This is a genomic window from Nocardia brevicatena NBRC 12119 (assembly GCF_000308495.1).
In the GTDB taxonomy this organism is placed as follows: domain Bacteria; phylum Actinomycetota; class Actinomycetes; order Mycobacteriales; family Mycobacteriaceae; genus Nocardia; species Nocardia brevicatena.
Genome location: NZ_BAFU01000065.1, coordinates 37,272 through 50,909, shown reverse-complemented (window position 1 = coordinate 50,909; position 13,638 = coordinate 37,272). Strand labels below are relative to the sequence as shown.

At 66.2% G+C, this 13,638-nt stretch carries 12 protein-coding genes and 2 tRNA genes; 8 read left to right on the top strand and 6 right to left on the bottom strand.

Annotated features, from left to right (window positions below; genetic code table 11):
• The coding region (locus ON20_RS17635) for a Uma2 family endonuclease (RefSeq protein WP_040836909.1) at positions 1-389 on the top strand (389 nt) is incomplete at its 5' end.
• Between the two features lie 78 nt (positions 390-467).
• Here ON20_RS17635 and ON20_RS17630 read toward each other — a convergent pair.
• Positions 468-1,622, bottom strand: a complete 1,155-nt coding sequence (locus ON20_RS17630) for an MFS transporter (RefSeq protein WP_169332352.1) — start codon at positions 1,620-1,622, stop codon at positions 468-470.
• A 274-nt stretch (positions 1,623-1,896) separates the two neighbouring features.
• Between ON20_RS17630 and ON20_RS17625 the strand changes: the two genes are divergently transcribed.
• From ON20_RS17625 to ON20_RS17610, 4 genes are all read left to right on the top strand, one after another.
• Entirely contained in the window at positions 1,897-2,673 is a 777-nt protein-coding gene (locus tag ON20_RS17625) for a fumarylacetoacetate hydrolase family protein (RefSeq protein ID WP_040836891.1), read from the top strand.
• Between the two features lie 13 nt (positions 2,674-2,686).
• Positions 2,687-4,159 carry a glutamate--tRNA ligase gene (gltX, locus tag ON20_RS17620; protein ID WP_040836890.1) on the top strand — a complete coding sequence of 491 codons (1,473 nt, stop codon included), beginning with the start codon at positions 2,687-2,689 and terminating at the stop codon, positions 4,157-4,159.
• Between the two features lie 276 nt (positions 4,160-4,435).
• Positions 4,436-4,507 (top strand) — tRNA-Gln (locus ON20_RS17615).
• A 187-nt stretch (positions 4,508-4,694) separates the two neighbouring features.
• A tRNA-Glu gene (locus tag ON20_RS17610) sits at positions 4,695-4,767 on the top strand.
• Between the two features lie 625 nt (positions 4,768-5,392).
• Here ON20_RS17610 and ON20_RS17605 read toward each other — a convergent pair.
• From ON20_RS17605 to ON20_RS17595, 3 genes are all read right to left on the bottom strand, one after another.
• Positions 5,393-5,575, bottom strand: coding sequence for a DUF5302 domain-containing protein (locus tag ON20_RS17605; RefSeq protein ID WP_040836888.1), 183 nt, complete (start codon positions 5,573-5,575; stop codon positions 5,393-5,395).
• 170 nt (positions 5,576-5,745) lie between these two features.
• Positions 5,746-6,270 carry a pyridoxamine 5'-phosphate oxidase family protein gene (locus ON20_RS17600; RefSeq protein WP_040836886.1) on the bottom strand — a complete coding sequence of 175 codons (525 nt, stop codon included), beginning with the start codon at positions 6,268-6,270 and terminating at the stop codon, positions 5,746-5,748.
• Between the two features lie 83 nt (positions 6,271-6,353).
• Entirely contained in the window at positions 6,354-7,055 is a 702-nt protein-coding gene (locus ON20_RS17595; RefSeq protein WP_040836884.1) for an IclR family transcriptional regulator, read from the bottom strand.
• Positions 7,056-7,227: 172 nt separating this feature from the next.
• Here ON20_RS17595 and leuC point away from each other — a divergent pair, with 172 nt between their 5' ends.
• The 3 genes from leuC to ON20_RS17580 all read left to right on the top strand — a co-directional run bounded on the left by leuC (position 7,228) and on the right by ON20_RS17580 (position 10,149).
• Positions 7,228-8,643, top strand: a complete 1,416-nt coding sequence (gene leuC / locus ON20_RS17590) for a 3-isopropylmalate dehydratase large subunit (protein ID WP_040836883.1) — start codon at positions 7,228-7,230, stop codon at positions 8,641-8,643.
• A 111-nt stretch (positions 8,644-8,754) separates the two neighbouring features.
• The gene (gene leuD / locus ON20_RS17585) at positions 8,755-9,363 is read left to right on the top strand and encodes a 3-isopropylmalate dehydratase small subunit (protein WP_040836880.1); all 609 of its coding nucleotides are present in this window, start codon (positions 8,755-8,757) and stop codon (positions 9,361-9,363) included.
• Positions 9,364-9,519: 156 nt separating this feature from the next.
• The gene (locus ON20_RS17580) at positions 9,520-10,149 is read left to right on the top strand and encodes an HU family DNA-binding protein (protein ID WP_040836878.1); all 630 of its coding nucleotides are present in this window, start codon (positions 9,520-9,522) and stop codon (positions 10,147-10,149) included.
• Between the two features lie 304 nt (positions 10,150-10,453).
• Here ON20_RS17580 and ON20_RS17575 read toward each other — a convergent pair whose 3' ends face one another.
• Positions 10,454-11,401 carry an NUDIX hydrolase gene (locus tag ON20_RS17575; protein WP_040836908.1) on the bottom strand — a complete coding sequence of 316 codons (948 nt, stop codon included), beginning with the start codon at positions 11,399-11,401 and terminating at the stop codon, positions 10,454-10,456.
• A 20-nt stretch (positions 11,402-11,421) separates the two neighbouring features.
• Complete coding sequence (locus tag ON20_RS17570; protein ID WP_040836877.1) at positions 11,422-13,593, bottom strand: RNA degradosome polyphosphate kinase; 2,172 nt, start codon at positions 13,591-13,593, stop codon at positions 11,422-11,424.
• Between the last annotated feature and the right edge of the window lie 45 nt (positions 13,594-13,638).

Genomic DNA, 13,638 nt, shown 5'->3' with positions numbered 1-13,638 from the left:
GGGAGTGGGAAATCAGTACACCGGTCGGGGTGCGTAAGCCGGACGTGTTCGTCATCCCCCGGGAGGTCGCGCGTGCGGTCATTGTGGACGAGTCCCCGAAACTGATCCCCGGTACCGAACTGTTGCTTGCGGTCGAGGTGATTTCACCGGGTAGCGGGAGCGAGCGCACCGACCGGATACGAAAGGTGCGTGAGTACGCGGCGCTCGGCATTCCGCAGTACTGGCTGGTCGAACATCAATCGGCGATCCGGATCCACCGAGCGGTCCTCGACGGAGGCGCGTACCGCTGGGAGCCGGTCGTGACAGCGGGCACCGAATTTTCCGCGGACATCGAGGCCGACAAGACAGTTCGTGTCACGTTCGACCCGGCCGGGCTCATTGATATCTGACCACTCCGCATACGGTTTCCATTGCTCCACTGTTGGGGGAGTTTCGCGGAACCGGGCCGCGATGGGGCAGGCATTGGGTTATCGGCGCCGGCCAGGGTCGGCGGGGACCAACGGGACGGCGACAGCCGCTGCGGCCGCGGCCAGTAGATAGGTGGCCGGGAATCCGGTGGCGACGATCAAGGCGCCGAAAACCGGGGGGACGGCGGCCATCACCAGGTTCTGTCCGGTGTTCTGGATACCGAGGCCGCGCCCGCTCCAGTAGGGTCCGGCGATTTCGGCGACGGCGGTGAAGGCCAGGCCGTTGTCGGAGACGGTGACCACGGAGGCCATGACCATCAGCGGGATGGCCGCCCACCACCAATGCGTCCAGGCGGTGATGCCCAAGACCGCCATGGTGGCGACCGCGACGATGGCGATGGTGCGCAGCGGACCCATCCGGCTGCCGACCCGATCGGACCAGGCGCCCGCGCCGATACGGCCGAAGGCACCCAGGAGTTGGGTGGTGGTGACCAGCGCGCCGGCCGCGGCCATCGACCAGCCGATATCCCGATGCAGCCACAGCAGGGCGAAGGTCCACAGGGTGCCCTGCGGAATCACCAGCAGGATCGAGACGCCGTGGATACGCCACAGGGTGTCCGAGCTCCGGTAGGGGTTGACCCGGTCGGTGTGGGCGATCGGGGGGCGGGGTGGATCGATGATCCCGACCAGGCAGCCCACGGCCGCCACGCCGGCCATGGCTGCGGGTACCGCTATGGCGGCGGCGATACCGAAGGTTTCGGCCACGTACGGGATGGCCATCGCTCCGACACCGACGCCGAGCGGCTGGGCGGTCTGTCGGATTCCCATGGCCAGCCCGCGGCGATGCGGTGGGAACCAGCCCACAATCACCCGACCGCTCGCACCGTTGGTACTGGCCGCGCCGATACCGCCCAGAAGCAGCAGGGTGCCCAGCAAGGGGTAGCTCGAGGTGAACACGGCCGCGGCGCCGGCGGCGCACATTATGAGCGTGCCCGTCACCAGGACCGTGCGCTCACCGATGCGGTCGACCAGATATCCCCAGGCGATGAGGGTGCAGACCAGGCCGACCGTCGGCATGGCCACCAGCAGGCCTGCGGTGGGCAGCGGCATTCCCGCGTCGGTCAGCGCGGCCAGTAGGAACGGCACACCGTGGACGACGACCGCGCTGGATGCCTGGGCGAAGACGCCGAGGGCGAGCATGACCCATCGCCGCATCGCCGAAATCGAGCCGCTCGGCGTGGGCGGACGGGATTCGACGATGGGACCGGATTCGGTCGTCGAGGGCCTCTCAACCATGGCATCGCCACCTAGTCGTCTCAGCATGTGGAACACGAATCTCATTAAATGAGCAACTGTCTCACCGTACACCCCGGACGGTGGAATTGTTCGCCGAGGCCGGCCGGATGTGGCGCAGATTGGTCCGGCCGGGAACCACACCGTCCGGTCGGGTGCATTCGGGCAGGTAATGGGCGGTGGATAGACTCCGATCATGCGTCTAGGTCGAGTTGCCAGTCCCGACGGGGTCGCGTTCGTCGCCATCGAAGGCGAGACCGCCAAGGAGATCGCCGAACACCCCTTCGGCACCCCGACGTTCACCGGCCGCGGTTGGCCGCTGGCCGATATCCGGTTGCTCGCGCCGATCCTGGCCAGCAAGGTGATCTGCGTGGGCAAGAACTACGCCGCGCACGTCGCGGAAATGGGCGGTTCCGCACCCGAGGACCCGGTGATCTTCATGAAACCGAGCACCGCCATCGTCGGTCCCAACGCCCCTGTCCTGTTGCCGCCCAACTCATCCCGTGTCGACTTCGAAGGCGAACTGGCCGTGGTGATCGGGCGCCCCTGCAAAGACGTGCCCGCCGCCCGCGCCCGCGACGTGATCCTCGGCTACACCGTCGCCAACGATGTGACGGCACGGGATCAGCAAGCCCACGACGGACAATGGACGCGGGCCAAGGGTTACGACACCTTCTGCCCGCTCGGTCCCTGGATCGAAACCGATGTCGACCCACGGGATCTGGAGATCACCACCGAACTCGACGGCGAAGTGCGCCAGCGCAGCCGCACATCGCTACTGCTGCACGATATTCCGGAACTCGTCGAATGGGTGTCGACCGTGATGACCCTGCTGCCCGGCGATGTCATTCTCACCGGAACCCCCGAAGGAGTGGGTCCGATGCGCGATGGACAGAAAGTGTCCGTGACCGTATCGGACATCGGTACGCTGACCAATCCCGTCGCGGCCAAACCTGTTGCCGCCCAACGCTGACCGAAAGAGAGCCATGACGAACGTACGGGTCCGCTTCTGCCCGTCGCCCACCGGCACACCGCATGTCGGTCTCATCCGGACCGCACTGTTCAACTGGGCCTTCGCCCGTCACCACGGCGGAACCTTCGTCTTCCGAATCGAGGACACCGACGCCGCCCGCGACACCGAAGAGTCCTATCAGGCGCTGCTGGACGCCCTGCGCTGGCTCGGACTGGACTGGGACGAAGGCCCCGAGGTCGGCGGCCCCTACGGGCCCTACCGCCAGTCGCAGCGGCGCGATCTGTACCTGGACATGGTGCGCCGACTGGTCGAGGCGGGGGAGGCCTACGAATCCTTCTCCACACCGGAAGAGGTCGAGGCACGGCACCGGGCCGCCGGGCGCGACCCCAAACTCGGCTACGACAACCATGACCGCGACCTGTCGGCCGACCGGATCGCGGCCTACCGGGCCGAAGGCCGTCCCGCGGTAATCCGCCTGCGGATGCCCGATACCGACCTCACCTGGCACGACCTGGTGCGCGGCGAGACCACCTTCAAGGCCGGTAGCGTCCCGGACTTCGCCCTCACCCGCGGCAACGGCGAGCCGCTCTACACCCTGGTCAACCCGGTCGACGACGCCATGATGCGGATAACCCACGTCCTGCGCGGCGAAGACCTGCTCTCCTCCACACCGCGTCAGCTCGCTCTCTACGCCGCCCTGCGGCGAATCGGCGTCGCCGAGCGCACTCCCGAATTCGGGCATCTGCCGTTCGTCATGGGACAGGGCAACAAGAAGCTGTCCAAGCGCGATCCGGAATCCAATCTGTTCCTGCACCGGGAGCGCGGCTTCATCCCCGAAGGCCTGCTGAACTACCTGGCCCTGCTCGGCTGGGGCATCTCCGACGACCGCGACGTGTTCTCCATGGACGAGATGGTGGCGGCCTTCGACATTTCGACCGTGAATTCGAATCCGGCGCGTTTCGACCAGAAGAAGGCCGACGCGATCAACGCCGAGCACATCCGGTTGCTGGAACCAGCCGATTTCGCGCGACGGCTGCGGGAATACCTCACCCGACAGGGTCGTATAGACGCCACGATCGACGACAAGGTATTCGCCGCGGCGGCCGACCTCGTACAGACCAGGATTGTGGTTCTGTCCGATGCCTGGGACCTGTTGAGTTTTCTCTTCGCCCCCGCCGAAGACTTCTCCGTCGACCCCGCGGCCGGTGCCAAGAATTTGGGGCCCGATGCCCTCCCGGTATTGGATGCCGCTATTACCGCATTGGAGCCGTTGCCGTCCTGGACGACCGTCGGAATCGAAGAGGCCCTGAAAAATGCGCTGATCGAAGAAATGGGTCTGAAACCGCGCAAGGCATTCGCCCCGGTTCGGGTCGCGGTAACCGGATCGCATATCAGTCCGCCGCTGTTCGAATCCCTGGAATTGCTCGGCCGTGAACCGACCCTGGAACGGCTGCGGGCAGCACGCGAATGGACACCCCCGAACTGAGGCGGTGATATCGCGCGGATTCCGTCGATCGGGTGCGGACGAACGGGCCGAGCCCTACCCGGGGAACGAAGCACCGAAACGACCGGCGGAAACCGGCCGCGGCGGTCGGATCGGCGAAAACGAGGCCGATCCGACCGCCGAAACCGGGGGTCGACACTCGGGACGCGGCCGATGACCAGGCGATTTGCGGTGAACCCGGAGCTGTTTGGTACTCTCTTTCTCGGCCGGAACGACGGTCCCTCCTCAGCCAGAGGCGAGATCGAAAGCCCAGGTCATTGGGGTATGGTGTAATTGGCAACACAGCTGATTCTGGTTCAGCCATTCTAGGTTCGAGTCCTGGTACCCCAGCGGAGAAGCTCACGGCATCAACTCACGATCCCACCCGGATCTGACGAGAACAAACTCACCACCAGCGAGATCGCCAGAGCATATCCTGGCGATTTGGTCGCCGAGCGCCGGTCGGTTACGCTGATCGAGCTTCGAGAATCGCAAGATACTCGGTTCCGCCCCAGCCAGGGGCTGACGCAAATGTCCTGGCCCCGTCGTCTAGCGGCCTAGGACGCCGCCCTCTCAAGGCGGTAGCGCGGGTTCGAATCCCGTCGGGGCTACTCAGGTGGAAGGCCCATGCTCATGGAGAGCATGGGCCTTTCCTGATTCGCTGTGTTGTGTGGGGGTGCAACCCCCACACCCCGCCCCGGAGGGGCTTCGCCCCCCGGGACCCCCATTGGCTCGCCCTTCGGGCATCGGGGGCGTTCGTGGTGGGTTGGGGTTGGATCTTGCGTTCGTGGTGGGTTACCGCGCGGTTGGGGTGAGGTTCCGCGGAGGGGTGTTTCGGTGGGGTTCTGCGTGGGAATGGGCGCCGCGAAGGGTGGGTTCGGGGTTACTGCGGAGGCCGCGTTCGTGGCGGGTGGTGCCGAGGTCCTGCATTGAGGGCGGGGATCGCTGGAGAGTGCGTTCAGAGTTGTACCGAGGCAGCCGCGTTTGCCGGGGTGCGGGGGTCCCGTGTGGGGTGGTGCCGCGGAGAGTGTGTTCGGGGTTGCGGCGAAGGTTGTAGTCGGGTGGGGTGCTCGGTTCTGCGTTTGGGGTGGGATTGCTGCGGAGAGCGCGTTGGGGGGATTCGGATCCTGTGTTTTGGGCGGGCGGCGGCGTGGGAACACCGATGGTTTCGCTACTCGGGGTGGGTGGGGCCGCCCCGCGGAGTGGGATGCCGCGGGGCGGGTTGGGTGGGATGGGTCAGCCGCTCTTGCGGCGGAACTGGCGCTGGTGGCTTTCGTTGCCGTGGGTGGTCAGGGCTTTCGAATGGCCGTCCAGGTGGCTGGATGATGGGGACCGCTGTTGGTTCTTGCGGTCCAGGGCCTCACGGAACTTGCGTTTGACCTCGTCCGTATCAGCGTTGGCACGGCTTTTCTGCGCCATGGCTGCTCCTTGTCGTCGCGGGCTGCGCTCGCCGGCGGCCTGCGCAGCCGGTCGTGTGGAACGCACTCGACGCTAGTCCAGGAGGTGGGGAGTGTCAGGTGTATTTCCGTAGCGCGCTGTCGGCGGTGGCCGGTGTGTGCCGAGAAGGGGCGGAGCCCGCGACGAAGGGGTCAGTCCGGGGCGGGGGCAGTGGAACCGCCCAGGGGCATCGGGGGTAGGCCCAGCTTGCGGTGATCCCAGCTGCGGATCCGATCCGGTACCACGCGGACCGCCACGCGCTTGTTCAGCATGGCCTCCACCATCGGGCGCATCTCCTCGCTGTACGGACCGGTGTAGCGCTCCCAGACGCTCACGCCCACCGCGAATAGTTTGTCGGGGTCATCGATGATCTCGGCGCGGCCCTCGATGGAGACGCCGCGCAGGGTGTCATAGGTCTCGCCGGCCTCGACCATGCAGGTGACACGTGGGTCGCGGCGCAGATTCACCGCCTTCTGTGATTTGGCCTTCGTCTCGAACCACAGTTCGGGGACCCCCTCCGGATCAGCGGGCGGCTCGGGCAGCGCATACCACATGGCGGTCAGATGCGGTGTGCCGTTCGGGCCGAGGGTCGCCAGGGTGGCGACCCGGCTGCGGGTCAGGAAATCGGTGATCTCTGCATCGGTCATCACGATCTGTGACCGTTGGTTAACTCCCATTGGAGAAACTCTAGTGAGCGGCGTCTCATTCGGCGCGGCTCCCGGCGTACCGGGGTTCGCTCAGCGGCCCAATGTGCACCGCGTCACAGCCTTCTGTGCAGGGCGTCGGCGGCGGCGACCAGGTCGGTGGCCCATCGGGCCCCGGGGCGGCGGCCCATTCGATCGATCGGGCCGGAAACCGACACCGCCGCCACCACGTTCCCGTTGCGGTCCCGTACGGGGGCGGACACACTGGCCACGCCGGCGGCGCGTTCGGCGGCGCTCTGCGCCCAGCCGCGTCTGCGGACCTCCGCCAGCGCGCGTTCGCCGAATACGGCATCGGCGAGAACGGTTCGCTGCATCTCCGGGTCGGCCCAGGCCAGCAGCACTTTCGCGGCGGAGCCGGCGGTGAGCGGGAGTCGGGAACCAATCGGTACGGTATCGCGGAGACCGGCGGGCGGTTCCAGCGCCGCCATACACACCCGCCAGTGGCCGTCGCGGCAGTACAACTGAACACTTTCGCCGGTGATCTCCCGTAACCGCGGCAGCACCGCCGCGGCGGCCTCCCGCAGCGGATCGGCGGCGCCGGCGGCCAGTTCGGCCAACGCGGGCCCCGGACCCCATGCACCATCGCCGTTGCGGGTCAACAGCCGATGTGTTTCCAGGCCCACGGCCAGCCGGTGGGCGGTGGCGCGGGGCAGACCGGTGCGCTCGCACAACTCGGTGAGACCGCACGGCTGCTCGGCGACCGCGTACAACACCATCACCGCTTTGTCCAGAACGCCGATACCGCTATGCTGTCTCATAGAACGATATTAGCGTCTCGTATTTTGAGATACCACTCCGCCGTGGTTCCGCAGCCCGGACCGGATCGGAGATCGAAATCGCAGGACGCGGCTTTCATCCGTAGCGCACCCGGGCGCCGCCGAACCCACGCGGTCGAATCTCGGGTGCCGGCCCGAAAGGTGATCGAGAACAATGCCACGCACGCTGGCCGAGAAGGTATGGGAACAGCACGTCGTCGCCCCCGGGGCGGGTGAGGGCGACGCGCGCGAACCCGACCTCATCTACATCGACCTGCACCTGGTGCACGAGGTGACCAGTCCCCAGGCGTTCGACGGCCTTCGTGCGGCGGGGCGCCCGGTGCGCCGGCCCGACCTGACGATCGCCACCGAGGACCACAACGTTCCCACCGTCGATATCGATAAACCGATCGCCGACCCGATTTCGCGCACTCAGGTCGAGACCCTGCGCCGCAACTGCGCCGAATTCGGCATCCGGCTGCATCCGATGGGGGATCTCGACCAGGGCATCGTGCACGTGGTGGGACCGCAGTTGGGGTTGACCCAGCCGGGAACGACGGTGGTGTGCGGTGACAGCCACACCTCGACACACGGTGCGTTCGGCGCGCTGGCCATGGGAATCGGCACCAGTGAGGTCGAACACGTACTGGCCACGCAGACCCTGTCGCTGCGGCCGTTCAAAACCATGGCGATCACCGTCGACGGAATGCTGCAGCCCGGGGTAACCAGCAAGGACCTGATTCTGGCGGTGATCGCCGAAATCGGTACCGGCGGCGGTCAAGGGTATGTGCTGGAATACCGCGGGGAGGCGATCCGCGCCATGTCGATGGAAGCGCGGATGACGATCTGCAATATGTCCATCGAGGCCGGAGCCCGAGCGGGCATGATCGCCCCGGACGAGACCACCTACGAGTTCCTGAAAGGCCGTCCGCATGCCCCACGGGGCGCGGACTGGGACGCCGCGGTGGCCGCCTGGGAGGCGTTGAAGACCGACGAGGATGCCGTTTTCGACCGCGAGGTGCGCATCGATGCGAGCGCACTGACCCCGTTCGTCACCTGGGGCACCAACCCGGGACAGGGCGCTCCGCTGGGCGAGCGGGTGCCCGATCCGGCGCAGATCGCCGACCCGACCGAACGCGAGTCCGCGGAGAAAGCGCTGCGGTATATGGATTTGCTTCCGGGTACTCCACTGCGCGATGTCACGGTCGATACGGTATTCGTGGGTTCGTGCACCAACGGCCGTATCGAGGATTTGCGTGCGGTGGCGGAGGTTTTGCGGGGCCGTAAGGTCGCCGACGGGGTGCGAATGCTGGTGGTGCCGGGCTCGATGCGGGTACGGGAGCAGGCGGAAAAAGAAGGACTCGGGGAAATTTTCACCGCCGCCGGCGCCGAATGGCGCCAGGCCGGCTGCTCGATGTGCCTGGGAATGAACCCCGACCAGCTCGCCCCCGGCCAGCGCTGCGCGTCCACGTCGAACCGTAACTTCGAGGGCCGGCAGGGCAAGGGAGGGCGCACCCACCTGGTGTCCCCACCGGTAGCGGCCGCTACGGCGGTCCGCGGAACCCTGGCCTCGCCCGCGGACCTGAACTGACCGCGCCGCGGGGTGAAATCCGAACACCGCCGCGGCCCGGACCGCTATTTCGCATACAACCACCGCTCAACCGCGGCCGCCCGCTGCCGCAGCTCGAACAGGAGAAACAGGATGCAACCCTTCACCGTGCACAAGGGGATCGGGGTACCGCTGCGCCGATCGAATGTCGACACCGACCAGATCATCCCCGCCGTCTATCTGAAGCGGGTGACCCGAACGGGATTCGAGGACGGACTCTTCGCGGCCTGGCGAACGGATCCGGACTTCATTCTGAACATCGAACCGTACAAGCGCGGCAGCGTGCTCGTGGCAGGCCCGGATTTCGGCACCGGATCGTCGCGTGAGCACGCGGTGTGGGCACTGTCGGACTATGGCTTTCGGGTAGTTATCTCTTCCCGCTTCGCCGACATCTTCCGTGGGAATGCGGGCAAGGGCGGACTGCCGGCCGCGCAAATGTCACAAAATGATGTCGAAATGCTCTGGAAGATGCTGGAGGAACAGCCCGGACTCGAATTGGTGGTGGATCTCGAAGCGCGCACTGTGACGGCGGGAACCATCGTGTTGCCGTTCGATATTGACGACTACACCCGGTGGCGGCTGTTGGAAGGTTTGGATGACATCGGTCTGACGCTGCGGCGGGAGGGTGAGATCGCCGAGTTCGAAAAGACAAGGCCATCATGGAAACCCGCGACCCTTCCGGAACGTATTTCGCGGGCGTAATCACCCGGTGTCGTTTGCGGGGTGCCGGGCCGCTCGGTAACTGAACGTGTGCTAAACCTCATGAATTTTGGCGTGGCACATAGACTCTTGCCCTATGTGGGTTTACCGTGGTAGCTAGTCGGTCCGACGACGGGCCATTAGTCTGCGGAGGATTCAATGAACAAGGCGGAACTGATCGACGTTCTGACCGAAAAGTTGGGTACTGACAGGCGCACGGCCACCGCGGCAGTCGAGCATGTGGTCGACACCATCGTCCGTGCAGTACACAAAGGGCAGAGCGTCACCATCACCGGATTCGGTGTATTCGAACAACGCAAGCGGGCGGCTCGCGTCGCCCGGAACCCGCGTACCGGAGAAACGGTCAGGGTGAAGCCCACTTCGGTGCCGGCATTCCGACCTGGCGCCCAGTTCAAGGCCGTTATCGCGGGTAAACAGAAGCTCGCGGCGACCGGTCCCGCGGTGAAACGCGGTGTCAACGCGCCGGTTGCGGCCAAGAAGTCGACCACGAAGAAGGCCGCGACCGCCGCCAAACGCGCCACCGCCAAGAAGGCGACCGCGACCAAGGCGCCCGCCAAGAAGGCCGCCACCAAGGCACCCGCGAAAAAGGCGGCGACCAAGACCACTGCCAAGAAAACCGCTACGAGCAAGTCGACCACCGCCGCGAAGAAGACCACCACCAAGCGGGCTACGGCTGCCAAGAGCGCCACCGCGAAGAAGACGCCGGCCAAAAAGGCGCCGGCCAAGAAGACCGCGGCCAAGAAGACCGCGGCGCGTCGCACCCGCTGACTCCGCGTCCAGCGTCGGCGCCACCCCACCCAGCCCCTCGTCGTCACACCGACAGCTCCATCGGGTGATCCCGCATCACCCGTGTTTCGGACGGACCACTGCCCCCGGGAGATCCCTGGGGGCATTCTGTGTTTTATTGCGCCGCCAGAGGGGTGCTGTCGTGGTCTTCGTGACCACGGGTCTTCCCTTTCTCCGTGAATCCGCCGGCGCGAATTCGCTCCGGTCGGTCCGGGCCCCGACCACCAGGGTAAGGCGTCCGGGTGAATGTCGGCCGGGACCGGTATTCCGTATTCGGCGCGCGGTTTCAGGCGTTGATATCCGTGGGCGGTACCACGGCCATCGACAGTGACCGCTCGAGATGGTCGGCGGCCACCATCCGACCGCCGGCGAACGACAGCGCCCAGACACTGCCTTTGCGGTTGCGTGCGGGCGGTAGCGTCACGCCGTCCCGGTCGGTCCACCACCGCAGCAGATCGGGAATTACCTTGCCCTGGCTGCACAGCACGCGCACGGCTCGATCAGAGACCAGCTCCCGGGCCCGTTCCCGGCCCGCGTCCGGATCCGCCGCGTAACCCGTTTCCGACAGCAGCGGTTCCAGGCCGATATCGACCCCCAGCTCCTCGGCCAGCGGCTCCACCGTCTGCACACAGCGCAGCGGAGGCGCGGAGACGATCTCCTGAGCGCCGAACGCCAGCAGGTTCGGCACCAAGTCCAACGCCCGTTGCTGCCCGTCCGGTTCCAGGGGACGCTCGTCGTCCGGGCCGTCGAACCGGTCGCGGCGGCCCGCTTTCGCGTGCCGCACCACCAGGACGGTGGCGGTTTTCGCCGGCAACCGGGCGAAAGTCCGCACCACCTGTCGGTCCATCGGATAGGACAGTTCGTCCAGCACGTGGTCGAGCCGAATCCAGCGCAGCTGGTCGACCTCGGTGTTGGCGGCGAATTCACCCTCGGCGACCTCGGCCGCCCAATAGTCGACCCGCTTCATCTTGCGGTGCCCGGGGATCGGATAGGTGACCTTGCCGAGGTAGCGTCCCAGCCGGGGACGCAGCCCGGTCTCCTCCTCGGTTTCCCGTGCGGCCGCGAGCACGGGGGTTTCCCCGGGATCGAGTTTGCCTTTCGGCAGCGACCAGTCCCGGTACTTGGGCCGGTGGATCACGGCTATCTCGACGGCGTCGGAGCCATCCGGCGCCCGACGCCACAACACCGTTCCCGCGGCATGGATATTGGCCTTGACCCGGGGCGAACGAGACATCTTGTGGCCGGTCGGGTCGCTCACTGCTGTACGGGGCGATGGAGGTGCATGAGATACACCTGATGGTCACGAACACCGTCACCGATATCGCGGTGGTCGGGCCAAGCCGTCCAAGAGCCGTCGGGTTGCAACACCCAGCAGCGGGTCATCGGATGCAGTGCCGACTCGAACACCTCGTTCAACTGGGCGCACAGTCGGCGATCCTGGACCTGCGCCATGACCTCCACTCGACGGTCCAGATTGCGGTGCATCATATCGGCGCTGCCGATCCAGTATTCGTCCTGCGCCTGGAAATGCATGATCCGCGAATGCTCGAGCACCCGGCCGAGGATCGAGCGGACCTCGATATTGTCGCTGATTCCCGGCACCCCCGGCCGCAACCCGCAGATACTGCGCACCACGATCTGCACCGGCACACCGGCCTGGGAGGCACGGTAGAGGGCGTCGATGATCTGTTCGTCGACGATGGCGTTGGCCTTCATCCGGATCCGGGCGGACCCTCCCCGCCGCGCCGCCGCGATCTCCCCCTCGATGCGGGCGATGATCCCGGACCGTACCCCGTAGGGGGCGACCAAGAGATTGCGGTACTCGGCCTTGCGGGAATAGCCGGTCAGCGAATTGAACAGATCGGTGAGGTCCGCTCCGATTTCGGGTGCCGCGGTGAGTAATCCGACATCCTCGTAGAGGCGAGCGGTCTTGGGGTTGTAGTTGCCGGTGCCGATATGGCAGTAGCGGCGGATGGTGGCACCCTCGCGGCGCACCACCAGGCAGGTCTTGCAGTGGGTTTTCAACCCGATCAGACCGTAGACCACGTGGACTCCCGCCTGTTCCAGCGCCCGGGCCCATTTGATATTGGCCTGCTCGTCGAACCGTGCCTTGATCTCGACGAGCGCCACCACCTGTTTGCCGGCCTCGGCGGCATCGATGAGCGCGTTCACGATCGGTGAATCCCCGGAGGTGCGGTACAGCGTCTGTTTGATCGCCAGCACCTGGGGATCGGCGGCGGCCTGTTCGATGAACCGCTGCACGCTGGTGGAGAACGAATCGTAAGGGTGGTGTACCAGCACATCGCCCTCGCGCAGCGCGGCGAACACATTGCGCGGGGTCTCCCGTTCACCGAAGGCCGGCGGGGTCGCGGGAACGTACGGGGGATCCTTGAGCCCCGGACGGTCCACCCCGTAGACCTGCCACAGGGAGGACAGATCCAGCAGGCCGGGGACCTGGATGACATCGCGCGGATCGACCTCGAGTTCGCGCAACAGCAGTTCGAGCATGTGCTCGGTCATATCGTCGGAGACCTCGAGCCGCACCGGCGAACCGAAGCGGCGGCGCGCGAGTTCGCGTTCCAGTGCCTGCAGCAGATCCTCGTCACGGTCCTCGTCGACCTCGAAATCGGCGTTGCGGGTGATCCGGAACGAATGCTGTTCGACCACGGTCATCCCGGGGAACAGCTGATCCAGATGTGCCGCGATCAGCGCCTCCATCGGAAGGAACGCCGCGATGGACGAAGCGGAGCCGGTGCGCCGCACCCGCACGAATCGGTCGACGTTGTCGGGCACCTTCACGCGGGCGAAATGTTCGCCGCCGGTGGTCTCGTCCTGCACCGTCACCGCGAGATTCAGGCTCAGGCCGCTGATATAGGGGAAGGGATGCGCCGGGTCCACCGCGAGCGGGGTGAGCACCGGAAACACCTGATCCTGGAAGTACGCCGACAGTCTGCGCCGTTCCTCGTCGTCGAGATCGGCCCAGTCGATGATCTCGATACCCTCGGTGGTGAGCGCGGGTAGCACATCGTCGAGGAACACCCGGGCGTGCCGGACCGCGATCTCCTGGGTGCGGGCGGCGATGAGCACCAACTGCTCGTTGGGCGAACGCCCGTCGGCGGAGCGCACCGTAAGCCCGGTCTCGGCGCGGCGTTTGAGGCCGGCGACGCGGACCATGTAGAACTCGTCCAGGTTCGAGGCGAAGATGGCGAGGAACTTGGCGCGTTCCAGCAATGGCAGCGAATCGTCCTCCGCCAGCGCCAGTACCCGGGCATTGAAGTCCAACCAGCTCAACTCACGGTTGAGGTAGCGATCGGCGGGCAACCGCGGTGCGGCGGCTCCGTCGGATACCGGGCTGGCGGCCGGTGGTGGAGTGGGAAGCACCCGCTGCTGCTTGACGGTTTCCGTATCGCTCACATCTACGATCATTCCCTACGAACCGCTCGGTGTGCAGCCGGGAGGTGGGGCCGTTTC

Coding starts and splice junctions, on each gene's coding strand:
- ON20_RS17630 (WP_169332352.1), bottom strand. CDS start 1,622: ATGCGGCGATGGGTCATGCTCGCCCTCGGCGTCTTCGCCCAGGCATCC.
- ON20_RS17625 (WP_040836891.1), top strand. CDS start 1,897: ATGCGTCTAGGTCGAGTTGCCAGTCCCGACGGGGTCGCGTTCGTCGCC.
- gltX (WP_040836890.1), top strand. CDS start 2,687: ATGACGAACGTACGGGTCCGCTTCTGCCCGTCGCCCACCGGCACACCG.
- ON20_RS17605 (WP_040836888.1), bottom strand. CDS start 5,575: ATGGCGCAGAAAAGCCGTGCCAACGCTGATACGGACGAGGTCAAACGC.
- ON20_RS17600 (WP_040836886.1), bottom strand. CDS start 6,270: ATGGGAGTTAACCAACGGTCACAGATCGTGATGACCGATGCAGAGATC.
- ON20_RS17595 (WP_040836884.1), bottom strand. CDS start 7,055: ATGAGACAGCATAGCGGTATCGGCGTTCTGGACAAAGCGGTGATGGTG.
- leuC (WP_040836883.1), top strand. CDS start 7,228: ATGCCACGCACGCTGGCCGAGAAGGTATGGGAACAGCACGTCGTCGCC.
- leuD (WP_040836880.1), top strand. CDS start 8,755: ATGCAACCCTTCACCGTGCACAAGGGGATCGGGGTACCGCTGCGCCGA.
- ON20_RS17580 (WP_040836878.1), top strand. CDS start 9,520: ATGAACAAGGCGGAACTGATCGACGTTCTGACCGAAAAGTTGGGTACT.
- ON20_RS17575 (WP_040836908.1), bottom strand. CDS start 11,401: ATGTCTCGTTCGCCCCGGGTCAAGGCCAATATCCATGCCGCGGGAACG.
- ON20_RS17570 (WP_040836877.1), bottom strand. CDS start 13,593: ATGATCGTAGATGTGAGCGATACGGAAACCGTCAAGCAGCAGCGGGTG.